Below are 24,355 nucleotides of genomic sequence, written 5' to 3'. Positions count from 1 at the left end.
TCGATATATTGCGCTATCTCTGCAATCGGATTGTGAATACAGTAAGTCCTAGCAAACGGGCACACTGTCCGACTGACCAAACACTAAGGAATCACCCCATGAGCAAAGTATTAGTTCTGAAATCCAGCATCCTGGCAGGTTACTCTCAGTCCAACCAGCTGTCCGACTATTTTGTTGAACAATGGCGTGAAAAACACAGCGCTGACGAAATCACCGTTCGTGACCTGGCGGCAAACCCAATTCCAGTACTGGATGGCGAACTGGTCGGTGCTCTGCGCCCTTCCGATGCCGCGCTGACCCCACGTCAGCAGGAAGCTCTGGCACTGTCTGATGAGCTGATTGCCGAACTGAAAGCGCACGACGTGATTGTCTTCAACGCGCCAATGTATAACTTCAACATCCCTACTCAGCTGAAAAACTATTTCGACCTGGTGGCTCGCGCTGGCGTGACTTTCCGCTACACCGAGAAAGGCCCTGAAGGCCTGGTGACCGGTAAACGTGCTCTGGTTGTGACCAGCCGCGGCGGGATCCACAAAGATACCCCAACCGATTTGCTGGTGCCTTACCTGAATGTGTTCCTGGGCTTCATCGGGATCACCGACGTGAACTACGTGTTTGCTGAAGGCTTTGGCTATGGCCCGGAAGTGGCGGCTAAAGCACAGACTGACGCGAAAGCGGCTATCGACAGCATCGTTGCGGCGTAAGATTTGCTCTCTGGGTGACTGACCCTCACCCTAACCCTCTCCCTAAAAGGGAGAGGGTCGGGGTGAGGGGAATTAACCACTCTTCTTAGGCTGGTGCAAATCCTCGAACACCAAACGCTTTCGCCCCGCCTCAACTTCCCGCAGCGGCTCCACCTGATGCATCGTTTGCTGGCAGCGAATCACTAAATCCTGATACTCCTTCGTGCCCTGTTTCTTCCAGGCTAACTCTTCTGGCCGTAATTCACGTATCGCTTTCGCCGGGCTGCCGATGATCATCGTATTTGCCGGGAATTCCGCTTTGCCTTTAACAAAAGCCGCCGCGCCGACAATGGAATTTTCACCAATTTGCGCCCCATCCAGGATCACTGCATTCATGCCCACCAGCGCATTTTTGCCAATCCGGCAGCCGTGCAGAATGGCTCCGTGACCAATATGGCCGTCCTGTTCAACAACGGTATCCTGTTCAGGGAAGCCATGCATTACGCAGTTATCCTGCACATTCGCACCATCTTCAACGATAATTCGCCCAAAATCACCGCGCAGGCTGGCATTGGGGCCAATATAAACACGGTGCCCGAGAATAACATCGCCGATCAGCACCGCAGTCGGGTGAACATAGCTGTCTTCCGGAACAACAGGCGTAAGACCATCAATCTGATAAATGGACATACAGGCTCCTTATTTTAGAGGGTGAGTCCACCGAATCGTTTCTGGTAACCGCTAACCGGGGCGGGCAAATCACCCACCGAGGTTTCCCCCAGCTCGCTGACGTAGGTCAGCGCGCCGGCGGCGACCCGCTGGTAGATATTGATACACAGTTGGCGGGCGTTCTGCCCCAGCCAGTGCGGCGGCAGTAGCTCATCCGGCAGTAGGGGATCTTTCAGTACGACTCGGCGGTAGAAGTGGATCAGCAGCAGTTGAATGTGAAAACAGCGCTGCGGCGTTAGCTCATCGCTTCCTGCCTCACGTAGCAGCGGTAAAAGCGGGCGAAAGGAGTTGATAAATTCAGCGTAACGTTCGTTTTTGTCGGTCAGCAGCCAGCACTCTTCTACGCGTGATCTCAGTGCAGCGCGGGACGTTTGCAGCGGCGATTCAGCCTCAAAACAGATGACCTGTTCAGCCACCCCCGCTTCATGCAGCAGGCTTTGAATGTCCGCGAGGTTTTGCGAGGGCGAAGCCATCAGGTTCGGCGCGAGCGCCCCAAAACCCTGCCAGATAAGCTGTTTTTTCACCTGCTGCAGCGTGGTTTTTTCCAGTCCTTCAGAAAGCAGCAGCAGCCACTTTCCGTCCCAGGCGGGCTGCCCGGCGCGATAAATTTTCGATTCGGCGCGGCGGGTCATTCTCTGGCCCATATCGGTCAGGCGATAAAAACTACGGCGCCCCACTCGCTCCACGTCCAGCCAGCCCTCTTTATTCAGGCGGAAAAGCGACGTTCGCACAAAACGCTCGCCAAATCCCAAAGGCTCCAGCATCGCCGCCAGACTACCTAGCCAGATTTCGCCGCCGCGATGAGCCAGCGCATCGCCGTACAAAGAGACAATCAGCGACGTGCCGCTAATGGGCACCGCGCTGACGGCCTGCTGAATAAAATTGTCGAGTTTGCTGCTCATCCTGCCTCATTGCCGCTATGGGAATTTCAGAGAAAAAACATAGCATAATAAAGCGGACGACCCACATTGAATTGGCCATTATGATTCAAAAAAAATCCAGTTTATCGTCAAAGCGTAACGCATAAATCAGCGTATTGACGACTCCAGCCGGCGGCTAATCGGCTCAAACTCAGGCGTGGAATGACGCGGTAAAGTGTCCGGCTTATGTTCATCCATCGCCTGCCAGTAGGACCAGGGCACTTTGCTTTTCCCCAACTCATAATCCATGCCGTCCCAGGCGTCTTCGCGAAAGCTGTAGAACGCCCAGTGTGCCTGCGTTTTATCCAGCGAGCTGAGGACATCCTCGAGATACTGGCGACACCCGGCCAGCTGACGCATACAGCCAAATTCCCCCGCCACCATGCGGTTCTGCGCCACCCCTCGCTGCTTAGCCCACCAGAACGGCTGCTGCAAATATCCGGCCACGCGCTCCCCGTTCCATTTTTCCTGTTTGCCGCCAAAAGGGACAACGCCGGGATAGGCATACGGCTTCAGGCGTTTGAGGTTTGGCGCGCTGGTTGCGTCGTAAGGTTCGTACATATGAAAACTGTAAAGCACGCGATTGTCACTCAGGGCGGAAGGCCAGTAGCTAAAGCTATCGGCAGCGGCGTACCAGCCGCTATCCACCATGATGGGCGTCGTTTTATCCACTTCGCGAATCGCTTTGATCACGGTTTGATAAAACGCCGGCAAGTCTCTGGCCGTGCCCTGGTGTGCTTTGTACCAGGCTTTCATTTCGTCCAGCGAGGCATGTTCCGGCAGGCCACCCCGCTTCTCCGGCGCTGGCTCATTAATCAGGTTATAGGCGGCAATCGCCGGGTTATCTTTTAGCTGCCCCGCCAGGTCGCGCCAGAACTGGGCACTTTGCTGCCAGTAGCGTTTATCCTGCCACAGCCGATCGTCAAACCGGCCATCATTGTTTTGTGCCCAGCGCATACCAGGCAGCGAAAGCGGCGTAATCACCACTTTAAGCCCGGCGGCATGAGCACGCGCCAGCGTCTCTTTGAGGGTGCGAAGATCCTGCGTCATCAGCCCTTGATAGTGGTCGGCATTACCCAGCAAAAAATCACGCTGTTCCGGCTGCCATTTGTCCCACGAGAGCCGTACCCAGCTGGCACCGTAGACTTTGAGGGCGGTAAAATAGGCTTGATCGGGCGGTAGACGGTTAAAACTGTTGCCGCCGTGCTGCGGCGAGTCCCAGAAGGCAATGCTGTCCATGGCAAAAGCGGAAATAGAGAGCAGCGTCAGCCCCGCGAAAAGTGCTTTGAGTTTCATGGCAAATACCTCGTGATGAAAGAGGCAGCAGTATTGCCGGTTCGTGGTCGCAGATTGTCAGAGGAATGTCAGGATAACGTTGTCGGCCTTAGTTTTTCATCGTCGCCAACGGATCAGCGAGGCGATGCTCGGTTCTTATCGCCACGCTGCCCCGGTTTTCCGCACTCACCACGGCCACCGTGGCCCATACGCTTTCGACTGACTTCGAAGGCCAGGGCACCAACGTCAGCTGGTCGCTTTTCGCCCACCAAATCTGGTTATAGTCGCTACGATTAAGCAGCGTTTGTTCAAGCCAGGGTTTGGGGCAAGCAGAAGACACCTGCGGTATATTGATCTTGATGGCACGATCGTGAAGCTGGATTTGCGTTAACCCACCCACGCCCTGTAACGCCAGAGGCTGCTGCCATTGCTGCCCGCCGCTCGACACGGTCAGCACATAAACCCCTTCGCTCAGTGGCTGAGTAAACTCTTCGCTTTCGACCCGGAATTCACCTTCCGCTTCATATTGCACCGGCATGGCGGCGAACGCTTTTTTGCCATCAGGCAGCATCAGGGCAGCGCTAATATCATGGCGGGGGCTGTTTCCACTCAGGGTAATGCGATAAATTCGGTTAAGCGGCATGTCACGCTGCATCAACGTAAGCGTTAAGTCGTCCAGCCACTCAGGAACCGCCGTAGAAAGGTCTTTACCGCATTGCCGACTGACCACGGCATTAAGCGCCTCTTTCCAGGCCTGCCGCTGTGTCTCGCTGTTCAGCCGCGGCCAGACATCAACCAACTGACTGTTAGCCAGATCGCTACGCTGATTAAACAGCTGATGATATACGGGCTCCAGCGGCGTCTGGGGCAACGTCGCGCCGACGCTGAAAGTGGCGATGATCGGCAGCGCGGACAGAGGCAACTTCATGCAGCCAACTCCAACCGATAGCCAATCCCACGCACGCTCGCAATTGGCAGACCCGGCAGTTTTTGCCGTAGCTGTAAAACATGCGTATCGACGGTTCTGGTTGACGGAAAACGTTGATAGCCCCAGACCTGATTGAGTAATTCGTCCCGGGTAAACACGCGCCCCGCCATCTGCATCAGCATCGCCAGCAGCGCAAATTCGGTTGCCGTCAGCGCGACTTCTTTTCCCTGCCAGCTTGCCACATGCCGGGCCGGAAGTAAGCTGAGTTCCCCGCAGACCAGCAGCCCGTCACCCAGGGGGCGAAGCTGTGCCCGGATGCGAGCCAGTAATTCTACGTGCGCAAAAGGCTTGCTCAGGTAGTCCCGAGCCCCGGCCTCCAGCCCCGCCACTCGCTCTTCAACGCTCACTTTTGCCGTCAACACGATCACCGGCAGGGCTTTTTTTGCCAGCCACTGTGGCAAAAAGCGGAGGCTGTCGCCCTCGGGAAGCTGACGGTCGAGAATCGCCAAATCCGCCTGATACCAATGGTCGAGGACGTGCTCACTGCTTCGCAGCCAGCGGCAGATAAAGCCCTCCTGCTGCAAAAATGCCGCCAGCCCTTCACCCAGCGCGATATCGTCCTCAATCAACAATAAAGAATGCGCTTTATTCGGGATCATACGGTAACTCCAGGGTAAACGTGGTTGGCGCGGCGCTGAACGTCAACCGGCCATTAAGGCGGCGAGCAACCCGCTGAACAATGGTCAGCCCCAGGCCAAGGCTGCTGTTTGACCAGCGTAAACGGCGGCTGTTCAGCAGCGGATTTTGAGTGATATTTCCGCTATCGCTGACCTGAAAAATAAGGTGCGTTCTACTTTTATGGACCGTTAGGTGCACAGGACGCTTCCCGTGACGAAACGCATTATCCAGTAAATTCGTCAGACACAGGCTGCCCCAGTAGAATGACACGCCCACGGCTATGTTTTCGTCCAGGCAGTACGTCAACCCGTCCCGATTCGCACAAAGGTGATCGAGCCAGTCGCTGAGCTGCACCTGAGTGGGTGTTTCCAGTGCCTCCCGCTGATGCTCCGCAATCAGGTAGTGCTTGCTGGTTTCTGCCATCTGACGCATCCGCTGTAGCGTATCGGCCAGGGCCACAAAATTAAGCTGGGCACCTTCCGGCAACTGGTCGAAGTCGCGGCGAAAATGTTCGACAACGTTGCTCAGTTGAGCAATGGGCGTACGCAGTTCGTGGGTCAACATTTGCGTGATAAATCGCTGACGCTCGCGCTGCCGACGCCGCTGCCAGGCCAGCCATATTAATCCCAACACGGTAAACAGCGTCAACAGGCCAAAAAGCCCGCGCCAGATATCGCGATAGCCTTCACGAGCATTGACGCACAGCGCCCCTGCCCGCATATCGCAGCGCCCTCCGGCACTGACAAGTTCTATACCGGACTGTCGAGCCAGAGGCTGCCAGGCGTTTGCCTCATAGCGACGCCAGTGCTGCTGGCTGAATCGCCAGAGTTGGCCGTTTTGCAGCAACCAGTGCTGCCCCCCAAGCAACGCCTCGAGATTATCATCGGACAGTGCGCCAATGCCCGCCAGATCGTCCGGTCTTTCCCGCACGTGCAGCGAGTTTTTCAGTGCAGCTGCCGCTTCTGGATGACGCAAGATATACTGCCAGGCACTACTTCCCCCAAGTGGATAAAGGGGATGTGCAGCAAACCAGGATGCAGACGGAATGTTCGGCTGGCATAACGCCGCAATAAATGATTTCACAGAGGCTGGTTGCCCAACCTCGCTGACACAGCGCTTATCCAGCTGATAAAACGCCGTGAGTTCCGGCAGTGACCAGGCCTGAAACTGAGGATACATGGATGCGGGCTTGAGCAGTGCAGTATCCAGCTGTTGCAGTGTTTGCAGCGAGACCTGAGCCGCAGGGGTCGATTGATCTAACGCCGCGCTAAATTCAGCCAAATTATCGCCAAGTTCAGCGGCACTGGCTGAGCCGGAATGCAGCCAAAGGGCAGCGCATAGCCAAAGCATAACGTAACGGAAAAGCGCTACAGCTCGCCTAGTCACGAGAATGACCTTACTTGAGAAGGTTCGCAAAGCAGCTCTGTTGCCAACATAGTTATCTCGACGATTGCGCAACAAGAAAGGCTTCGATTTGCGCACGGGCCACGCTGCGAAATCGCCAGCGAGCCGCTGCCATTGATCAGGGGAATGCCCCTCGCACCGCCAGAACAACCGAAACGCAGCTGGTTATCCCGTTTGTTTGGTTAACTTCCTATGCCGGATGTCACTGTGGCATCCGGCATTTGTAACACCGACGCGATCAATAATACTCCACCGTATTTTTAATGGTGTAATGGTCCACCTTTGGCGGCGTGGCGGAATCATCCGTCATTTCCAGATCGCAGGACAGCGAGTTGAAATGGCTGTCATAATCACAGCTTTGCTTTGCGACACCGATGATTTTGCCATTCAGGCTGGTTGTCGCGCTGTAATCCAGCTTTTTCTTTTTATCGACGCCCGCTTTCGCCACGATCGCAAGCTCGCTGTCTTTCGATTTGGTGATTTTCCCTAGCGGATAGCCTTCGCTGTCGTACTGATAGGTGACCAGCACATCTTTGCCTTTGGCGGAGGTAACAAAGTCGTTGTCGTCGGTATCATAGCTGATGCCCGCGGCAGGCAGTTCGGCAAGCTGACATTTCCCCTGCAGGCGGACTCGTTTTTCAAGGCTGACCGCATCAACATAGTAGTTTCCATCGAGCGTCAGCGATGCCCCGCTGTTGTTCTCCAGATCGTGAAACTCCAGAGTATCGAAGCAACCTTCTTCCGACAGCGTACCGCTAATCCTTTTCAAGACCTGGCCTTTCTCATTCATCAGCGTCTGGCTAAAATCCTTTATCGGGCCACGCATCGGGTCAAAATCAAATTCGTTAGAAAAACTGGACATTTCCGGCGTGTACGCCTGCGGCGACGTCGAGTTATCGCAGCCAACAAGGCTCAAAACCAGCGCACCGAGGGTAATGATTTTCTTCACGTTTTGCCGCTCTCCTGTTTTTATGTCATAACATGATATAAGCAAATACAACACTTTACACTAAAAGCGCTATTCTTAACGTTCAACTCAACATAAGGAAGAGATGATGAAACGTACCGTTTGGTTAAGCACGATACTGCTGATCGCTGCCGCCCCGGCGTTGGCCGCACAGGGCAGTTGCGAAAAGGTGAAAGCGGACATTCAGCAGAAAATTATCAACAACGGTGTGCCTGAGTCAGGCTTCTCGCTCACTATCGTACCGAACGATCAGGCAGACAAAGCCGGCGGCCAGGTCGTCGGCCACTGTGCAAACGACACGCAAAAAATCGTTTATACCCGTATCGCGGGCGGCGCTGCGCCAGAAAATGAACCGCAATAATTACCTGCAGGGTGCTTCGCACCCTGCTTTCCCGCATCTATTTTCCCTCAACCACCGCAACTTTGACTGACGTTAATAACGTCTACTCCTAATTAAGTAACACTCTTCCCCCGAGTGCCCCCTTATGGGCAGCCTCAGCAATCACCGATCCACAAAAAAACATAAATAATAACGTCTTCCACACGACAAAAAGTCATGGAGAGAGCGATGTCGAACCTCAATCATCCTGGCGGGATTAGCCGCCGCAGTCTGGTAAAATCATCGGCCATTGGCGGCCTGGCCCTCGCCGCAGGCGGTATATCGCTGCCTTTTGGCATGCGTAGCGCCGCCGCCGCGGTTGCCGACGCCCTGACGCCAGAAAATAAAGACAAAGTTGTCTGGGGAGCCTGTTCGGTTAACTGTGGCAGCCGCTGCGCCCTGCGGCTGCACGTCCGCGACGAAGAGGTTTACTGGGTGGAAACCGACAATACCGGCCTGGATACCTATGGCGATCACCAGGTCCGCGCCTGCCTGCGCGGGCGTTCCATCCGCCGCAGGATCAACCATCCGGAACGCCTGAATTACCCGATGAAGCGCGTAGGCAAACGGGGTGAAGGTAAATTTGAACGCATCAGCTGGGACGAAGCGCTGGAGACAGTCAGCCGCAGCCTGAAGCAGACCGTAGAGAAATATGGCAACGAAGCGGTCTACATTAATTACTCTTCCGGCGTGGTCGGCGGGAACATCACCCGCTCTTCCCCTTACGCCTCGCTGGTCGCCAGGCTGATGAACTGCTACGGCGGTTTTCTGAGCCACTACGGGACCTACAGCACGGCGCAAATCGCCTGCGCTATGCCGTACACCTATGGCAGCAATGACGGCAACAGCACTTCGGATATCGAAAACAGCAAGCTTGTCGTCCTGTTCGGCAATAATCCAGCAGAAACGCGTATGAGCGGCGGCGGTATTACCTATTACCTTGAACAGGCTCGCGAACGTTCAAACGCCCGCATGATTGTTATCGACCCGCGCTATACCGACACGGCCGCAGGCCGGGAAGATGAATGGATCCCTATTCGCCCCGGAACGGATGCGGCGCTGGTGGCCGGGCTCGCCCACGTCATGATCGGTGAAAATCTGGTCGATCAGCCCTTCCTGGATAAATACTGCGTCGGCTATGACGAGAAAACCCTGTCGGCCGAGGCTCCGCGCAACGGTCACTACAAAGCCTATATTTTAGGTGAAGGCGATGACCGGACAGAGAAAACGCCGCAGTGGGCCTCCCGGATAACCGGTATTCCGGCGGACAGAATTATCAAGCTGGCTCGCGAAATTGCAGGCGCAAAACCCGCCTATATTGCTCAGGGCTGGGGACCGCAGCGCCAGGCCAACGGCGAGCTGACCTCACGTGCCATTGCCATGCTGCCGATCCTGACCGGTAACGTAGGGATTAACGGCGGCAACAGCGGCGCACGTGAATCAACCTACACCATCACCATTGAACGTATGCCGGTGCTGGAAAATCCGGTAAAAACGCAGATCTCCTGCTTCAGCTGGACGGACGCCATCTCCCGCGGGCCCGAAATGACGGCCAAACGAGATGGCGTACGTGGGAAAGATAAGCTGGATGTGCCGATCAAGTTCATCTGGAATTACGCTGGCAACACGATTATTAACCAGCATTCCGACATCAATAAAACCCACGCCATTTTGCAAGATGAAAAGCAGTGCGAAATGATTGTGGTGATAGAAAACTTTATGACTTCGTCGGCGAAATATGCCGACATCCTGCTGCCGGACCTGATGACCGTCGAGCAGGAAGATATCATTCCTAATGATTACGCAGGCAATATGGGCTACCTGATTTTCATCCAGCCCGCCACCGCGCCTAAATTTGAGCGCAAGCCTATCTATTGGATGATGAGCGAAGTGGCTAAGCGGCTGGGCGACGAGGTACATCAGGCTTTCACAGAAGGGCGAACCCAGCGCGAGTGGCTGCAATATCTGTACGCAAAAATGCTGGCAAAAGATCCGGCACTGCCTGCCTATGAAGAACTGCGAGCGATGGGCATTTATAAGCGTAAAGATCCGGCAGGCCATTTTGTCGCCTACAAAAAATTCCGCGAAGATCCTCAGGCTAACCCACTCAAAACGCCGTCCGGGAAAATTGAAATCTATTCCAGCAAGCTCGCCGGAATTGCCGCCAGTTGGGAGCTGGAAAAAGACGAAACTATCAGCCCGCTGCCGGTGTATGCGTCGACGTTTGAAGGCTGGGACTCTCCGCAGCGCAGCGAGTTCCCCCTGCAGCTGTTTGGTTTCCACTACAAATCCAGAACCCACTCAACCTATGGCAACATCGACGTCCTGCAGGCTGCCGCGCGTCAGGAAGTCTGGATTAACCCACTCGATGCCAAACGTCGCGACATTGCCAATGGCGACAAAGTCAGCGTGTTCAACGGCCGCGGTGAAGTGCATATTGAGGCGAAAGTCACCCCGCGCATTATGCCGGGCGTTGCGGCGATGGGCCAGGGCGCCTGGCACGACGCCGACATGAACGGCGACCGTATTGACCACGGCGCCTGCATTAATACGCTGACCACACACCGCCCTTCGCCGCTGGCAAAAGGCAACCCGCAGCACACCAATCTGGTTGAAATTAAGAAGATTTAAACGTAATGGCAAAGGCTTGCCGCTTTGCCTGTTTTCACCTGGCCCCAGCGACGTAAAGTGGAGCCAGGTGCCCGACTAAAGGAATGAAAATGCTCTCTGAACAACAACGTCTGCCCGCGATAGCCCTTAGCGGCCGGGTGCTCGGAGCCCTGTTTTATCATGCCCCCAATCATCCGGACTGTGCTTCGCTGATGGCGATGCTTGCTTTACCGGACTGGGTGAGCGAATGGCCGTTCCAGGCACCAACGCTGTCCTCAGTTGCGCCCCTGATGGCTGCGGGCCAGGCGGACAAGACCACGCCGGTAAAAGAAGAGTTCCAGCGCCTGTTTATCGGCCCTTATGCGCTTCCGGCCCCGCCGTGGGGCTCCGTATACCTCGACAAAGAAAACGTGCTGTTTGGCGACTCGCTGCTCGAACTTCGCCAGTGGATGCGGACCCAGAGCTTTGCCCCACAGACGGAACAAAACGAGCCTGAAGATCATTTTGGCTTAATGTTGATGCTGGCGGCCTGGCTGGCCGACCAGGGGCAGCAGCAGCCATTGGATGAGCTGCTGGCCTGGCATCTGCTGCCCTGGGCCGATCGTTATCTGAGCCTGTTTACCAAAAACGCGGCAAATGATTTCTATCGTGGATTGGGTGAGCTGGCAAAACTGACGCTATTAGGCTGGCAAAACGGCATGTTGATGCCCGTTGCCAGTAAAGAACTCCATTTCTAAGAATCCTGGGCTTTCAGGAAGCCGGATATCTCCGGTTTCCTGAAAAAACGAGGGTTTCTGCACTTATCCAATGTGACAACGTCACCTTACGTTAACATTTTTAAGACAAATCTTTACTTTTCGTCCACAGGCCAGAAGCCATAAGGCCTGAACATCAGTTTATCGGCTAAATCATTAGCCTCTTAATTGTCTCTTAAACTGGAATCCTTCCCGCTGCGTTGCTATAGCTCCAGACACCCTGCCGACACATGGCATAACAACAGGCCGCCTCCCCGGCGGCGATAACGCGTGCATACAGGGAGACACACTGCAATGCAAAACACATCCTTCGCAACACGGTTTTTACTTGGACTGGTGGCGCTGATTTTAGTGCTTGCTCTGGTGGTTTGGGGCATCGGCCTCGACACCCTTAAAGCCCGGCAGGTCGATTTACTCTATCTCGGGCAGCAGCACCTGATTCTGGTATTCAGCTCAATGGCGCTCGCCCTGTTGGTCGGTATTCCTAGCGGAATATTGCTCAGCCGTCCTGGCGCGCGCCGCTGGGCCGAGTATGTCATGCAAATTTTCAACATCGGCAACACGCTGCCGCCGCTGGCGGTGTTAGCCCTGGCAATGGTGATTATCGGCATTGGCGACAAACCGGCGATCATTGCCCTATTCCTCGCCTCACTGCTTCCCATCGTCCGGAATACGTATGCCGGGCTGTGCAGCGTCCCGACGTCACTTATCGAAGCCGCCAACGGGATTGGCATGACCAAACTGCAGCGGCTGCGCCAGGTTGAAATCCCTAACGCCTGGCCGGTGATCCTTTCTGGCGTACGGATTGCCACCGCCATCAACGTGGGCACCGCCCCGCTAGCCTTTCTTATCGGCGCGAGCAGCTACGGGGAGCTTATCTTCCCAGGGATTTACCTGAACGATTTCCCGACGCTGATACTCGGTGCCGTGGCGACAGCCCTGTTTGCACTGATCCTCGACCTGGCACTTGCCAGCCTGGGCCGGATGCTCAGCCCCCACACCGCCCAATAACAACAACAAGGAGCGTTTATGAGACTGCTTTCACGGATGCTGACGACGGCGTTTGCCGCAGCCTCCCTTATCGCCATGCAGGCCCAGGCCGCACCGCTGATTCTGGCGACCAAAAGCTTTACCGAGCAACATATATTGTCGGCCATGACCACGCAGTATCTGGCTAAAAAGGGCTTCCAGGTCACGCCGCAGACCAATATTGCCACGGTGATTTCCCGCAATGCGATGATCAATAAACAGATTGATATGACCTGGGAGTACACCGGTACCTCGCTGATTATCTTCAACCACATCAATAAGCGAATGACGCCGGAAGAGTCATACAACACGGTCAAAAAACTGGACGCGAAGCTTGGCCTCGTCTGGCTTAAACCGGCGGAGATGAACAACACTTACGCCTTTGCCATGAAGCGCGAACGGGCAGAAAAGGAAGGCATTACCACGATGTCACAGCTGGTGCAGCGCATTGAACATATTCGCCAGACAGACCCGAAACATAACTGGATGCTGGGCCTGGATCTGGAGTTTGCCGGGCGCAGCGATGGCCTGAAGCCACTGCAGCAGGTTTACAACATGCCGCTGGACCGCCCGCAGATCCGCCAGATGGACCCCGGTCTTGTCTATAACGCCATCCGCGACGGATTTGTTGACGCCGGTCTGATCTACACCACCGATGGCCGAATGAAGGGCTTTGACCTGAAAGCGCTGGTAGACGATAAGGGCTTCTTCCCAAGTTACGCTGTCACGCCTGTCGTACGGAAAGACGTGTTGGACTCACATCCAGGGCTTGAGGAGGCGCTGAACACCCTTTCGTCCGAGTTGAACAACGAGGTGATAACAACCCTGAACGCTAAAGTTGATATCGACCATGAAACCCCGCAGCAGGTGGCCCGTGAATTCCTGCAGCAGAAAGGCTTGCTCTGAGGAGGTATCGTGGAAACGTTACACTATATGATTAATAACGCTGGCTATATTGGTTCCCTCACCCTGCATCACCTGTGGCTGGTGCTGATTGCCGTCGGGCTCGCAATTCTGATTGGCGTACCGCTGGGCATTCTTATCGTGCGCCATAAATGGCTAGCCACGCCGATACTCGGCTTTGCCACTATTTTGCTCACCATTCCGTCCGTGGCGCTGTTCGGCCTGATGATTCCCCTGTTTTCGCTGATCGGTCAGGGTATTGGCGTAGTGCCTGCGGTAACGGCGGTATTCCTTTATTCGCTGCTGCCAATTGTCCGCAACACCCACACCGCACTGGACAGTCTGCCGCCGGGGTTACGTGAGGCCGGGCGAGGTATTGGCATGACCTTTTGGCAGCGCTTGCGCTGGGTGGAAATTCCTATGGCGCTGCCGGTGATTTTTGGCGGAATTCGAACCGCTGTAGTGATGAACATTGGCGTTATGGCCATTGCTGCCGTCATTGGTGCGGGCGGCCTGGGCTTGCTGCTGCTTAACGGTATCGGTGGGAGTGATATCCGCATGCTGATTGCCGGGGCGGTGATGATCTGCCTGTTAGCCATCGTGCTCGACTGGCTGCTGCATCGCCTGCAGCTGCATTTCACTAAATGGTAAAAGAGGCCGCTATGCATTTCGCCCGACTCTTCATGCTTGCATCTTTGGTACTGCTGACTGCCTGCTCCACCCGGCCAGCGCCCAAACCGCCTCAGAACACCCCCGAGTGCATGAATTATCACCATATGATGACCGCGCCTATGCTGCCGGACGCGGTGCAACGACTTAAGCAGAAGTGTGAAGACTCCCGCCGCAAGCTTATGAATTAATGCGCTGAGACCAGCGCCAAAGAGGACCTGATAATGATAAAACTTGAAAACCTCACGCGACAATTTGTACAGAAAAATGGCCAGACTTTTAACGCTGTCGACAACATCAGTCTGAACGTGCCCGAAGGTGAAATGTGCGTGCTGCTCGGCCCATCCGGCTGCGGCAAAACCACCACCCTGAAAATGATCAACCGCCTGATAAAACCTACCGGCGGCAAGATTCTAATCAACGGTCAGGATACCAACGATCTGGATACCGTCACCCTGCGCCGCAACATCGGCTACGTTATCCAGCAAATCGGCCTGTTCCCGAACATGACGATTGAAGAGAACATCACTGTTGTGCCACGTATGCTGGGCTGGGACAAAGCCCGCTGTAAAGCACGTGCCCAGGAGTTGATGAGCATGGTCGCCCTCGATCCTAACCGCTTCCTTAACCGCTATCCGCGCGAAATGTCGGGCGGCCAGCAGCAGCGTATCGGGGTGATTCGTGCCCTGGCGGCGGATCCTCCGGTGCTGCTGATGGATGAGCCTTTTGGCGCGGTGGACCCGATTAACCGCGAAACGATCCAGAACGAGTTTCTGGAGATGCAGCGTCAGTTGAAGAAAACGGTGATGCTGGTCAGCCACGATATCGACGAGGCGCTAAAGCTGGGTGACCGGATTGCGATCTTCCGTCAGGGTAAAATTGTACAATGCGCCAGCCCGGACGAGCTGTTGGCAAAACCGGCCAATGACTTCGTCGGATCATTCGTTGGCCAGGACCGCACGTTGAAGCGTCTGTTGCTGGTGCAGGCCGGGGATGTGACCGACCAGCAGCCCACGATTACGGCTCGTGAATCCACGCCGCTGGCAGAAGCTTTCGCCACCATGGACGACAACGACATGCGTTCCATCACCGTCGTTGACGCCGGAGGTAAACCGCTGGGCTTCGTTAAGCGGCGTGAAGCACGAGGCGCGGCAGGCACTTGTACCGACCTCATTCACCCGTTCCGCGTCACCGGCCGCGCAGAAGAAAACTTGCGCATCGTGCTCTCTAAACTCTATGAGCACAATATGGTCTGGATGCCGATCACCGATGAAGAAGGCCGCTACAGCGGGGAGATTTCACAGGATTATATTGCCGATTATCTCAGCTCGGGCCGCACCCGTCGGGCGTTGAATATTCAACAAAGTTAATCAACCTGATGCGCTGCTTTACGGCGGCGCATTTTCCTTTGAGCTTATCCGCGTTCTCCCCCACAATAGCGCCATTCCCCCGCTACCTTTTGCGCTATGCACCGAATACACGCTTTTCCTGACATCCGTGAGATGCTTCGCCGGTTGGTGATTGCGGTCTTTATTGGCCTGGCTTCCGCGTTGGTGGTCTGGCTTTTTCGTCAGGCCATGTACCTGCTTGAGAACGTGTTTCTCGGCGATCATGGTGGCAGCCTGGTTGCAGCCGCTGCGGCACTCGCCCCCTGGCGGCGCGCGCTGACCCCTGCGGCAGGTGGTCTGCTGGCCGGGCTTCTGCTGTGGAGCTGGCAGCGAGCCACCCGCCAGCGTCCTTCTGCCCCCACCGACTACATGGAAGCCATCGAAACCGGGGATGGTCGTCTGGATGTGCCGTCCAGCCTGGTGAAGTCCGCCGCTTCGCTAGTCGTCGTCGCCAGCGGCAGCGCTATCGGGCGTGAAGGGGCGATGATTCTGTTAGCCACCGTTTTTGCTTCGCTGTTTGCCCAACGCTTTACCCCGGACAAAGAATGGAAACTGTGGGTAGCGTGCGGTGCAGCTGCCGGGATGGCGAGCGCCTACCATGCGCCGCTGGCGGGTAGCCTGTTTATTGCGGAAATACTGTTTGGCTCACTGATGCTTGCCTCGCTGGGGCCGGTGGTGATTGCCGCCGTCAGCGCCCTGCTGATGACGCATTTGCTCAACGGCGGCCAGGCTCCGCTGTATATCGTCACGCTTCTTGATCCCCCACAGCCTTCTCATTATGGACTAATGGCGCTGCTCGGCTTAACCGCAGGCGTTCTCGGGCCACTGGTGCTGTGGCTGCTGGCGCAAAGTAGTGCGCTGTTCCGTTCACTTAAGCTTTCGCCGCCGCTGCAGCTGGCGCTCGGCGGATTGATTGTCGGCCTGCTTTCGCTCGTGACCCCGACGGCCTGGGGCAACGGTTACAGCGTGGTGCAGTCGTTTCTGACCAACCCACCCGCGCTGCTGTTTGTGGCCGGGGTATTACTGTGCAAACTGCTGGCGGTGATGGCAAGCAGCGGCTCCGGTGCGCCAGGCGGCGTATTTACACCTACGCTGTTTATGGGGGCGGCGCTGGGGATGTTGTTTGGCCAGGTTTGTGGTCTGTGGGGCGGCGGCGAACCGCTGATGATCCTGCTGGGGTTGACGGGCATGGCGTCTTTGCTGGCGGCTACCACGCACGCGCCGATCATGGCGACGCTGATGATTTGTGAAATGACCGGGGAATTTACCCTGCTCCCCGGCCTGCTGCTGACCTGTGTGATCGCCTCAACGCTTTCGCGTTGGCTACGCCCGCAGTCGGTCTACCGTCAAAGCGCTACGCAGCCGGGTTAGATCGATATACGCCGCCAGCTCACGCTGTTCGGCTCGAGGCAGGTACGGTAGCTCGCCGACCAGCGGCCCCGGCAGTTTTTTGCTCAATACGTCGATAATTTCTGCATAATGCGCAAGGCCTGGGTTGATGCGGTTCGCCACCCAGCCAATAAACGGCAACCCGTCATTGGCAATGGCCTGCGCCGTCAGCAGCGCATGGTTAATGCACCCTTCCTGAATCCCCACCACCAGCAGTACCGGCAGCTGTTCCTGTACCACCCAGTCAGACAGCGGACGGAGATCGTTCATCAGGCTGCGCCAGCCGCCCGTGCCTTCGACGACGACATGATCCATTTGATCGGAAAGCCGTTGCAGTCCGCTCGACAGCAGCGAATAGTTGATCGGCCCATGATGGCTGATGCTGCTCTCTTCTTCGCTTAACGCGATAGGATTGATCGCTTCATAGGGCAATTTGATTGTGGAGACGCTTTGCAGCACCAACGCATCCCTGTTGCGCAGCCCCTCTGGCGTCTCTTTACTGCCCTTAGCGACCGGTTTGTAACCGACGACGCTTTTCCCGCTGGCCAACAACGCCTGCAGTAAGGCTCGTGAAACCACCGTCTTCCCTACGGCAGTATCGGTACCTGTTATAAAGAAACGCTTAAGCATGACTGTCTCCCGAGGTAATGCTAGCAATATAAGTAAAGAGAAAAATTAACCCGGGAAGTCTAAAAGAATGGTGTTGTAGCCAGATTGAGATAGCGCAATTTTTGGTGAATCAGGGCCGAAGATTAGCCCTGCAGCAGACGAATTAATAAAGAGCCGTTATACATTGCATCTTTTACCAGCGCCGCACCGGCCATGGTGCCGCGGTTATCAAACTGCGTCCCTTCTACCACCGTATGACTGCTATAAGCGGGTAACGCCTGCTGGCGAATACAGTCGGTGATGGCTGGATGAAGAATGGCGGCGGCGCGGTTAAGTGGCGAACCGATAAGAATTTTTTGCGGATTAAACAGGTTAACCATGATGGCCAGAATGCGGCCTACGTTTTGCCCGACGCCAATAATAATATCTTTTGCCAGCAGGTCTCCGCTTAGCGCCGCGTCACACAAGGATTCCACACTGAGCGGCTGGCCGTGCAGCATCGAGCCCATCGACTGACTCATACGCTGCTGCGCCAGTTCCAGCACGCTTTCGACGCTGGCAATGGTTTCAAGGCAACCGTGGTTGCCGCAGTAGCAGCGCTTGCCGTAAGGGTCGACCTGCGTGTGGCCAATTTCCACCAGACTGCTGCTGCCAGCATGAAGCAGGCGCCCATCGGTGATAACGCCTGCCCCCACGTTATGATCAATCACCACCTGAATGACATCTCTCGCTCCCTGAGAGGCGCCGAACAGCCCTTCGGCCATGGTCCAGGCGCTAATATCGTGCTGGATAAATACCGGCACACCCGTGTGATTGCCCAGCGCTTCGCCCAGCGGCATATCGCAGATATCGTAGAAAGGCATGCGATGAATCACGCCGCGAACGGTATCAATGATACCCGGTAGCGTAATGGCGATGGCGGTCAGGCGTTCAAGCTTTTGCTGATGGCGAATAAAGAATTGATCGACCTGAAAGATGATGCGCTCCAGCAAAGGCTGTGGGTCGTCCGTAGGCAAGTCTACCGTGTCTTCCACCACCAGCTTGCTGCTGAGGTCGCGCAGGCCCAGTGAAATTTCACCCCGGCTCAGGCGAATTGAGAGGTAATGCCACGCTTCTGTTTCAAGCATTAAGCCCACCGCTGGGCGACCACGGCTGCCGGGGTCCTGAATCTCCGTTTCTTGTACCAGATGCGCCTCAAGCATTTCCCGCACAATCTTGGTGATACTGGCCGGAGCCAGTTGCGCCAGGCGGGAAAGATCGATTCGCGACACCGGACCGTGGGTATCAATCAAGCGATAAACAACGCCAGCATTGGTTTGTTTAATCTGATCGATATGGCCCGGTTGACTATCAGCAACCACGTGGTACTCCCTTTATTTTCGCGCTTCGAAATAAACTTTTAGGCTATGGTGAAACACTTCAAGTGGGGTCGTCAAATATTTACGTAGGGTTGTGATTTACCGCACATATTCCCGCCACATTTGCCCTATTTTAACGCCCAGGAGGCTTCGGTCAGCAGCGCCGAGATGCGCTTCGCCGCCTCCGATAATTCGCGATGCTTCGGCCAGACCAGCCACAGTTCAGACTGTGCCTCTGGCTCATCAATGGGCAGCCATACCACATCACTCAAACGAATACGTTGAAACGAAGCCGGCAGGATGGAAACACCCAGTCCGGCGGACACCAGCCCAATGATCGTCATCGCCTCGCCAACTTCCTGGGTGATATATGGCACGATGTTATACTGGCGAAGCAGCCCGATGATGTCGTCGTACAGTCCGGTGCCAACATGTGGATCAAAGAAAACAAACGGCTCCTGCGCCAACTGTTTCAGCGATATCGAGCGGCTGCCTGCCAGCGGATGATCGCGATGTACCATCGCCAACAGCGGTTCACGCAGGATGAGCGTCCAGTTAAGGGTATCTGGCAGGCGCGTATTGCGCATCAGCCCCAGCTCAAGCTCGCCCTCATTCAGCGGGGCAATTTGCTCGCGGGTATTCACTTCACGCATCTGGAGATGCACGTCGGGGTAGCGCTTGCGAAAGCGGGACAGACTGTCAGAAACGGCCTTAATAAACGGCGCAGAGGAGGTAAAGCCAATGCGCAGTTCGCCGGTTTCACCCTGATGCAGACGCGCCGCACGCGCGGCTGCGGCATCCACCTGACCGAGAATTTGCCTGGCATCGGTGAGAAACTGCTGGCCGGCTGCGGTGAGGTTAACGCTTCGGTTTGTCCGCGCCAACAGGCGAGCGCCAATTTGCTCTTCAAGGATCTGAATTTGTTGGCTAAGAGGCGGCTGGGAGATCCGCAGCCGTGCTGCCGCCCGGCCAAAATGCAGCTCTTCGGCAACAGCAATGAAATAGCGCAGATGACGTAACTCGATATTCATATGTTTAAAGTATCATTTGAGATTATTAATATATTAGACAGAACATTTACACTTTTCTACTCTGTAAAGAATAAGTTAACACCTGCGTAAGGATCTCCCTTGAGTCGTACAACTACCGTCAACACAGCCCCGACAGAGGATGTTGACGAAAGCCGGTCTGCCCCTTCTGTCAGCTATATCAAACGTGGTACTCCTCAGTTTATGCGCGTCACGCTGGCGCTGTTTTCCGCCGGGCTGGCTACCTTTGCCCTGCTCTATTGCGTCCAGCCCATTTTACCGGTGCTCTCCCATGAATTTGGCGTCAGCCCGGCAAGCAGCAGTATTTCGCTTTCGGTTTCTACCGCTATGCTGGCTATCGGCCTGTTGTTTACCGGCCCGCTTTCGGACGCCATTGGCCGTAAACAGGTGATGGTCACGGCTCTGCTGCTGGCTTCCTGCTGCACTTTACTGTCAACGTTGATGACCAGTTGGCACGGCATTTTAATCATGCGCGCACTCATCGGCCTTTCTTTGAGCGGCGTCGCAGCCGTGGGCATGACCTACCTCAGCGAGGAGATGCACCCGAGCGTGGTGGCGTTTTCGATGGGTCTGTACATCAGCGGGAACTCGATAGGCGGGATGAGCGGCCGCCTGATAACCGGGGTACTCACCGACTTCTTTACCTGGCGCGTGGCCGTCGCGGCTATCGGCTGTTTTGCCCTCGCCTCTGCGCTGATGTTCTGGAAGATTTTGCCGCAGTCGCAGCATTTTCGCGCCTCCAGTCTTCGCCCTAAAACGCTGTTTATTAACTTCCGTCTGCACTGGCGGGACCAGGGGTTGCCGCTGCTGTTTGCGGAAGGCTTCCTGCTGATGGGGGCGTTTGTCACCCTCTTTAACTACATTGGCTACCGCATGATGGAAGCCCCGTGGTTTCTGAGTCAGGCGGTGGTGGGCCTGCTTTCCGTGGCTTACCTGACCGGGACATGGAGCTCACCTAAAGCGGGCGCAATGACTGCAAAATATGGCCGTGGTCCCGTATTGATTGGCTTCACGGCCATTATGTTCCTTGGCCTGACGCTGACCGTTTTCTCCTCGCTTATCGTCATTTTTGCCGGGATGCTGCTGTTCTCCGCCGGTTTTTTTGCCGCCCATTCGGTTGCCAGCAGTTGGATTGGGCCGCGCGCACGCCGGGCTAAAGGCCAGGCTTCATCGCTGTATTTGTTCAGCTATTACCTGGGCTCCAGCCTGGCGGGTACGCTTGGCGGCGTATTCTGGCACCAGTTTGGCTGGAACGGCGTGGCGGCGTTTATCGGCTCACTGCTAGTGGTTGCCCTGCTGGTTGCTGCCCGTTTGCACCATAAGACGCACTAACCACCTGCCGCTCTCGTGTTCAGGTAAGCTTAATGCTATTTTCTTTGGCGTTAACAACCTGTTCACGAGGCCATATGGAAAAGCAAAACTATAATCACCTGACCCGTACCTTCCAGCGTCTTTCCCGGTTTGATCATCTGTCAGCCATTGCCGGCTGGGACATGTCCACCATGATGCCCGCTAACGGCAGCCAGGCGCGCGGCGAGGCTCTCGCTGAACTTAGCGTGCTTAAGCACCAAATCCTGACCGACAAGAAAATTGCCACCCTGCTCCAGGCCGCAGCTCAGGAAGATCTGAATGATGTGGAGCGTGCAAATCTCCGCGAAATGACGCGGCATTACCAGGAAGCGGTGCTGCTCCCGGATGCGCTAGTAGAAGAGAAATCCCTAGTAGGGACGCGCTGTGAACACGGCTGGCGTACCCAGCGCACGACCAACGACTGGCAAGGGTTCTCCACTAACCTGAAGGAAGTCGTACGCGTCAGCCGCGAAGAAGCTCGACTGCGCGCGGAGGCAAAAGGCATTTCTCGCTATGATGCGCTGCTGGATATCTATGAACCCGGCATGACCAGCGCCAAGCTCGACGTATTGTTTGGCGATCTGCGTGGCTGGCTACCGGACCTGCTTCAGAAGGTGGTTGATAAACAGGCCAAAGAAAAAACGCTGGCGCCACAAGGTTCTTTCGCCACTGAAACCCAGCGTCAGCTCGGGCTGGATACAATGGGGCTGCTTGGCTTTGACTTTAACGGCGGTCGTCTTGACGTCAGCGCGCATCCTTTCTGCGGTGGCGTGCCAGAAGACGTGCGTATAACCACTCGCTATAACGAAGAAGAGATGTTCAGCTCGCTGTTTGGCGTGATTCATGAAACAGGCCACGCCCGCTATGAGCAAAACCTGCCGCGGGAATGGCTCGGCCAGCCCGTCGCTCTGGCGCGTTCTACCGCCATCCATGAATCCCAAAGCCTGTTCTTTGAGATGCAGCTTGGCCGCAGCGCGCCGTTCCTGAAACTGTTGTTACCCAAAGTGATTGAGCGTTTTGGTCCACAGCCGGCGTTCGAGCTGAACAACTTTATCAACGTTAATCAACAGGTTCAGCGCGGCTATATTCGCGTAGATGCCGATGAAGTCAGCTATCCGGCGCACGTTGTGCTGCGTTATGAAATTGAGCGGGCGCTGATCGACGGTGACATTGAGGTGGACGACATCCCGGGGCTGTGGAATGAGAAGATGCAGTCCTGGCTCGGCCTGTCCACCGAAGGCAATTATCGCAATGGTTGTATGCAGGATATTCACTGGACTGATGGTGCCTTCGGCTACTTCCCGTCCTACACCCTGGGCGCGATGTACGCGGCGCAGCTGTTTAACGCGGCGTCACGCGCGCTGCCGGATCTGGACCAGGCGATCGCCAGTGGCAATTTCACCGCATTATTCGACTGGTTGAAGCAAAATATCTGGCAGCACGGCAGCCGTTTCACCACGTCACAGCTGATAACCAACGCGACCGGAGAAGACCTTAACCCATTGTATTTCCGCAAACATTTAGAGTCGCGTTACCTGTAAACCCCTCGTGCCGGGTCGTCTGTACCCGGCCTTGTACATTACGTTACATGCCGATACCAATCACTCACTGAACACTTTGATTCCCCAGCCTATAGTTCATTTCAACGGCCCCGCAGTGGGGTTGACACACAAACAAATTCGAGGATTTCGAAATGAAAAAAGTATTAGCTCTGGTTGTTGCCGCTGCTATGGGTCTGTCTTCTGCCGCTTTCGCTGCTGACACCACCGCTACCGCTCCAGCTGCTGCTCCAGCAACCACCGCTGCTGCTCCTGCTGCTAAAGCGCCAGCTGCAAAAGTAACGCATCACAAGAAACACAAAAAAGCTGCCGCTCAGAAAGCTCAGGCTGCTAAAAAGAAACACAAAAAAGCCGCTAAACCAGCGACCGAGCAGAAAGCTCAGGCTGCTAAAAAGCACCACAAAAAAGCAACCAAACCAGCAGCTCAGAAAGCCCAGGCTGCTAAAAAACACCACAAAAAAGCAGTAAAACCAGCTGCTCAGAAAGCTCAGGCTGCCAAGAAACACGTGAAAAAACATCACAAAGCCGCTGCTAAACCAGCTGCACAGCCAGCAGCATAAGTTAAACGGGGCTACCCGTTAGCTTAAAGCGTTTACATAAACACCCGGCTTGCCGGGTGTTTTATTAGGAATAAGGCACAGCCTTTAGCACGTACTTATTTCTGGAGTGCGGATAATGTTGCGACGCTACAGTTTCGAGTTAATCCTCGCCCTGCTGATCATCTGCGGTATTATTACGCTGAGCTTCTGGCTCTGATAGCGTAGTCTGCTGTTTTCACTCCCACTTTCGGTCCGTTCCGACTATAGTTACTGCATCTATAAAAACCATAATTATTAGCCCCTTCAGAGAGAGCTATGCGCAAAAGTGTTGTGTTGTTTTTAGGAGCATTGATCCTTTTACCTCAACTTGCTCACGCGGACGAAGACGACAGCCCGGCGAACGTTAAAACACTGTTCTTCGGTAAAGATGATCGTGTTCGTGTCACCAACCCCGAGGATGCCCCGTGGGATGCCATTGGCCAGTTGGAAACGGCCAGCGGCAACTTATGTACCGCCACCCTGATTTCACCCCATCTCGCCTTAACCGCCGGACACTGCCTGCTGCAGCCGCCGCGCGGCAAAGCAGACAAAGCCGTCGCCCTGCGCTTTATTTCCCATAAAGGGCAATGGCGCTATGAGATCCATGATATCGAAGGCCGCGTGGACAAATCCCTCGGTCGCCGCCTCAAGCCGGACGGCGACGGCTGGCTGGTCCCGTCTAACGCGGCACCTTATGATTTTGGTCTGATTATTATCCGTAACCCGCCTTCAGGCATCACGCCGTTGCCGCTGTTTACCGGCGACAAAGACGCGCTAACCGAAGCATTAAAGGCTCACGATCGTAAAGTGACGCAGTCTGGCTATCCGCTGGATCATCTCGACGACCTGTATACCCACAGTAACTGCCTGGTTACAGGCTGGGCTCAGGCGTCCGTGCTGTCTCACCAGTGCGATACGCTCCCCGGCGATAGTGGTTCACCGCTGTTACTGAAAACCGATCAGGGCTGGCAGCTGATTGCGGTGCAAAGTTCCGCCCCGGCAGCCAAAGACAGATACAGGGCGGATAACCGCGCCATTTCAGTGACCGGCTTCCGCGACAGGCTGGAAGCACTGGCACAATAAAGCTTTATCCTGATACCGCCGGGCAACGCAATAAGAGTGTTTCCCGGCGGCAAATGACTCGCC

The 24,355-nt window shown here is 55.5% G+C and carries 23 protein-coding genes; 13 read left to right on the top strand and 10 right to left on the bottom strand.

The window, feature by feature from the left end:
* Window positions 1-98: 98 nt before the first annotated feature.
* A complete protein-coding gene (gene azoR / locus B9Y90_RS06550; protein ID WP_008459208.1) occupies window positions 99-704 on the top strand; it encodes an FMN-dependent NADH-azoreductase in 606 nt (201 codons plus the stop codon).
* A 72-nt stretch (window positions 705-776) separates the two neighbouring features.
* Here the strand turns inward: azoR and paaY are convergent, their stop codons facing one another.
* From paaY to B9Y90_RS06515, 7 genes are all read right to left on the bottom strand, one after another.
* Window positions 777-1,373, bottom strand: coding sequence for a phenylacetic acid degradation protein PaaY (gene paaY, locus B9Y90_RS06545; protein WP_085540656.1), 597 nt, complete (start codon window positions 1,371-1,373; stop codon window positions 777-779).
* Window positions 1,374-1,387: 14 nt separating this feature from the next.
* Window positions 1,388-2,314 carry a phenylacetic acid degradation operon negative regulatory protein PaaX gene (paaX, locus tag B9Y90_RS06540; protein WP_085540655.1) on the bottom strand — a complete coding sequence of 309 codons (927 nt, stop codon included), beginning with the start codon at window positions 2,312-2,314 and terminating at the stop codon, window positions 1,388-1,390.
* Between the two features lie 126 nt (window positions 2,315-2,440).
* Window positions 2,441-3,628, bottom strand: coding sequence for a glycoside hydrolase family 5 protein (locus tag B9Y90_RS06535; protein ID WP_085540654.1), 1,188 nt, complete (start codon window positions 3,626-3,628; stop codon window positions 2,441-2,443).
* An 88-nt stretch (window positions 3,629-3,716) separates the two neighbouring features.
* Window positions 3,717-4,535 (bottom strand): DUF2861 family protein, encoded by an 819-nt coding sequence (locus B9Y90_RS06530; protein ID WP_085540653.1) that lies wholly within the window; start codon window positions 4,533-4,535, stop codon window positions 3,717-3,719.
* Window positions 4,532-5,194: a response regulator transcription factor gene (locus tag B9Y90_RS06525; RefSeq protein ID WP_085540652.1), complete on the bottom strand. Its 663-nt coding sequence runs from the start codon at window positions 5,192-5,194 to the stop codon at window positions 4,532-4,534. The genes B9Y90_RS06530 and B9Y90_RS06525 overlap by 4 nt, the downstream gene beginning before the upstream one ends.
* The gene (locus B9Y90_RS06520) at window positions 5,181-6,599 is read right to left on the bottom strand and encodes an ATP-binding protein (protein ID WP_139827357.1); all 1,419 of its coding nucleotides are present in this window, start codon (window positions 6,597-6,599) and stop codon (window positions 5,181-5,183) included. Before B9Y90_RS06520 ends, B9Y90_RS06525 begins: the two co-directional genes overlap by 14 nt.
* Window positions 6,600-6,855: 256 nt before the next feature.
* Window positions 6,856-7,566 (bottom strand): YnfC family lipoprotein, encoded by a 711-nt coding sequence (locus B9Y90_RS06515; RefSeq protein ID WP_085540650.1) that lies wholly within the window; start codon window positions 7,564-7,566, stop codon window positions 6,856-6,858.
* Window positions 7,567-7,672: 106 nt separating this feature from the next.
* On the opposite strand from B9Y90_RS06515, the gene B9Y90_RS06510 reads away from it, so the two are divergent.
* From B9Y90_RS06510 to clcB, 8 genes are all read left to right on the top strand, one after another.
* The gene (locus tag B9Y90_RS06510) at window positions 7,673-7,945 is read left to right on the top strand and encodes a DUF1161 domain-containing protein (RefSeq protein WP_038472878.1); all 273 of its coding nucleotides are present in this window, start codon (window positions 7,673-7,675) and stop codon (window positions 7,943-7,945) included.
* Window positions 7,946-8,152: 207 nt separating this feature from the next.
* Window positions 8,153-10,594: a selenate/tellurate reductase subunit YnfE gene (ynfE, locus tag B9Y90_RS06505; RefSeq protein WP_085540649.1), complete on the top strand. Its 2,442-nt coding sequence runs from the start codon at window positions 8,153-8,155 to the stop codon at window positions 10,592-10,594.
* Between the two features lie 89 nt (window positions 10,595-10,683).
* The gene (dmsD, locus tag B9Y90_RS06500) at window positions 10,684-11,310 is read left to right on the top strand and encodes a Tat proofreading chaperone DmsD (protein WP_085540648.1); all 627 of its coding nucleotides are present in this window, start codon (window positions 10,684-10,686) and stop codon (window positions 11,308-11,310) included.
* A gap of 312 nt (window positions 11,311-11,622) precedes the next feature.
* Window positions 11,623-12,339 carry an osmoprotectant ABC transporter permease OsmY gene (gene osmY, locus B9Y90_RS06495; RefSeq protein WP_085540647.1) on the top strand — a complete coding sequence of 239 codons (717 nt, stop codon included), beginning with the start codon at window positions 11,623-11,625 and terminating at the stop codon, window positions 12,337-12,339.
* Between the two features lie 18 nt (window positions 12,340-12,357).
* On the top strand, window positions 12,358-13,263 hold the full coding sequence (locus tag B9Y90_RS06490; RefSeq protein WP_085540646.1) for a glycine betaine ABC transporter substrate-binding protein: 906 nt from the start codon (window positions 12,358-12,360) through the stop codon (window positions 13,261-13,263).
* A gap of 9 nt (window positions 13,264-13,272) precedes the next feature.
* Window positions 13,273-13,911, top strand: a complete 639-nt coding sequence (gene osmW, locus B9Y90_RS06485) for an osmoprotectant ABC transporter permease OsmW (RefSeq protein ID WP_085540645.1) — start codon at window positions 13,273-13,275, stop codon at window positions 13,909-13,911.
* A 242-nt stretch (window positions 13,912-14,153) separates the two neighbouring features.
* The gene (gene osmV / locus B9Y90_RS06475) at window positions 14,154-15,299 is read left to right on the top strand and encodes an osmoprotectant ABC transporter ATP-binding protein OsmV (protein ID WP_085540644.1); all 1,146 of its coding nucleotides are present in this window, start codon (window positions 14,154-14,156) and stop codon (window positions 15,297-15,299) included.
* A gap of 96 nt (window positions 15,300-15,395) precedes the next feature.
* A complete protein-coding gene (gene clcB / locus B9Y90_RS06470) occupies window positions 15,396-16,688 on the top strand; it encodes a voltage-gated ClC-type chloride channel ClcB (RefSeq protein WP_085540643.1) in 1,293 nt (430 codons plus the stop codon).
* Here the strand turns inward: clcB and bioD are convergent.
* The 3 genes from bioD to B9Y90_RS06455 form a co-directional block, all read right to left on the bottom strand.
* Window positions 16,641-17,336 carry a dethiobiotin synthase gene (gene bioD / locus B9Y90_RS06465; protein WP_085540642.1) on the bottom strand — a complete coding sequence of 232 codons (696 nt, stop codon included), beginning with the start codon at window positions 17,334-17,336 and terminating at the stop codon, window positions 16,641-16,643. The two genes, clcB and bioD, sit on opposite strands and share 48 nt — an antisense overlap.
* Before the next feature lie 122 nt (window positions 17,337-17,458).
* Window positions 17,459-18,676 carry a sugar metabolism global transcriptional regulator Mlc gene (mlc, locus tag B9Y90_RS06460; RefSeq protein WP_085540641.1) on the bottom strand — a complete coding sequence of 406 codons (1,218 nt, stop codon included), beginning with the start codon at window positions 18,674-18,676 and terminating at the stop codon, window positions 17,459-17,461.
* Between the two features lie 125 nt (window positions 18,677-18,801).
* Window positions 18,802-19,704 carry a LysR family transcriptional regulator gene (locus tag B9Y90_RS06455; RefSeq protein ID WP_085540640.1) on the bottom strand — a complete coding sequence of 301 codons (903 nt, stop codon included), beginning with the start codon at window positions 19,702-19,704 and terminating at the stop codon, window positions 18,802-18,804.
* 99 nt (window positions 19,705-19,803) lie between these two features.
* Here B9Y90_RS06455 and B9Y90_RS06450 point away from each other — a divergent pair, with 99 nt between their 5' ends.
* The 4 genes from B9Y90_RS06450 to B9Y90_RS06435 all read left to right on the top strand — a co-directional run bounded on the left by B9Y90_RS06450 (window position 19,804) and on the right by B9Y90_RS06435 (window position 24,292).
* Window positions 19,804-21,054, top strand: a complete 1,251-nt coding sequence (locus B9Y90_RS06450) for an MFS transporter (protein ID WP_085540639.1) — start codon at window positions 19,804-19,806, stop codon at window positions 21,052-21,054.
* A 74-nt stretch (window positions 21,055-21,128) separates the two neighbouring features.
* Window positions 21,129-22,613 carry a carboxypeptidase M32 gene (locus tag B9Y90_RS06445; protein ID WP_085540638.1) on the top strand — a complete coding sequence of 495 codons (1,485 nt, stop codon included), beginning with the start codon at window positions 21,129-21,131 and terminating at the stop codon, window positions 22,611-22,613.
* Between the two features lie 152 nt (window positions 22,614-22,765).
* Window positions 22,766-23,191, top strand: a complete 426-nt coding sequence (gene asr, locus B9Y90_RS06440; RefSeq protein WP_008459254.1) for an acid resistance repetitive basic protein Asr — start codon at window positions 22,766-22,768, stop codon at window positions 23,189-23,191.
* Window positions 23,192-23,485: 294 nt separating this feature from the next.
* Window positions 23,486-24,292 carry a trypsin-like serine peptidase gene (locus B9Y90_RS06435; RefSeq protein WP_085540637.1) on the top strand — a complete coding sequence of 269 codons (807 nt, stop codon included), beginning with the start codon at window positions 23,486-23,488 and terminating at the stop codon, window positions 24,290-24,292.
* The last annotated feature ends 63 nt before the right edge of the window (window positions 24,293-24,355 follow it).

This window comes from Cedecea sp. NFIX57 (assembly GCF_900177785.1).
Lineage (GTDB): Bacteria > Pseudomonadota > Gammaproteobacteria > Enterobacterales > Enterobacteriaceae > Cedecea > Cedecea neteri_C.
The sequence above is the reverse complement of the archived record's forward strand: the minus strand, read 5'-3'. Positions and strand labels throughout refer to the sequence as shown.

Coding starts and splice junctions, on each gene's coding strand:
- azoR (WP_008459208.1), top strand. CDS start 99: ATGAGCAAAGTATTAGTTCTGAAATCCAGCATCCTGGCAGGTTACTCT.
- paaY (WP_085540656.1), bottom strand. CDS start 1,373: ATGTCCATTTATCAGATTGATGGTCTTACGCCTGTTGTTCCGGAAGAC.
- paaX (WP_085540655.1), bottom strand. CDS start 2,314: ATGAGCAGCAAACTCGACAATTTTATTCAGCAGGCCGTCAGCGCGGTG.
- B9Y90_RS06535 (WP_085540654.1), bottom strand. CDS start 3,628: ATGAAACTCAAAGCACTTTTCGCGGGGCTGACGCTGCTCTCTATTTCC.
- B9Y90_RS06530 (WP_085540653.1), bottom strand. CDS start 4,535: ATGAAGTTGCCTCTGTCCGCGCTGCCGATCATCGCCACTTTCAGCGTC.
- B9Y90_RS06525 (WP_085540652.1), bottom strand. CDS start 5,194: ATGATCCCGAATAAAGCGCATTCTTTATTGTTGATTGAGGACGATATC.
- B9Y90_RS06510 (WP_038472878.1), top strand. CDS start 7,673: ATGAAACGTACCGTTTGGTTAAGCACGATACTGCTGATCGCTGCCGCC.
- ynfE (WP_085540649.1), top strand. CDS start 8,153: ATGTCGAACCTCAATCATCCTGGCGGGATTAGCCGCCGCAGTCTGGTA.
- dmsD (WP_085540648.1), top strand. CDS start 10,684: ATGCTCTCTGAACAACAACGTCTGCCCGCGATAGCCCTTAGCGGCCGG.
- osmY (WP_085540647.1), top strand. CDS start 11,623: ATGCAAAACACATCCTTCGCAACACGGTTTTTACTTGGACTGGTGGCG.
- B9Y90_RS06490 (WP_085540646.1), top strand. CDS start 12,358: ATGAGACTGCTTTCACGGATGCTGACGACGGCGTTTGCCGCAGCCTCC.
- osmV (WP_085540644.1), top strand. CDS start 14,154: ATGATAAAACTTGAAAACCTCACGCGACAATTTGTACAGAAAAATGGC.
- clcB (WP_085540643.1), top strand. CDS start 15,396: ATGCACCGAATACACGCTTTTCCTGACATCCGTGAGATGCTTCGCCGG.
- bioD (WP_085540642.1), bottom strand. CDS start 17,336: ATGCTTAAGCGTTTCTTTATAACAGGTACCGATACTGCCGTAGGGAAG.
- B9Y90_RS06455 (WP_085540640.1), bottom strand. CDS start 19,704: ATGAATATCGAGTTACGTCATCTGCGCTATTTCATTGCTGTTGCCGAA.
- B9Y90_RS06445 (WP_085540638.1), top strand. CDS start 21,129: ATGGAAAAGCAAAACTATAATCACCTGACCCGTACCTTCCAGCGTCTT.
- asr (WP_008459254.1), top strand. CDS start 22,766: ATGAAAAAAGTATTAGCTCTGGTTGTTGCCGCTGCTATGGGTCTGTCT.
- B9Y90_RS06435 (WP_085540637.1), top strand. CDS start 23,486: ATGCGCAAAAGTGTTGTGTTGTTTTTAGGAGCATTGATCCTTTTACCT.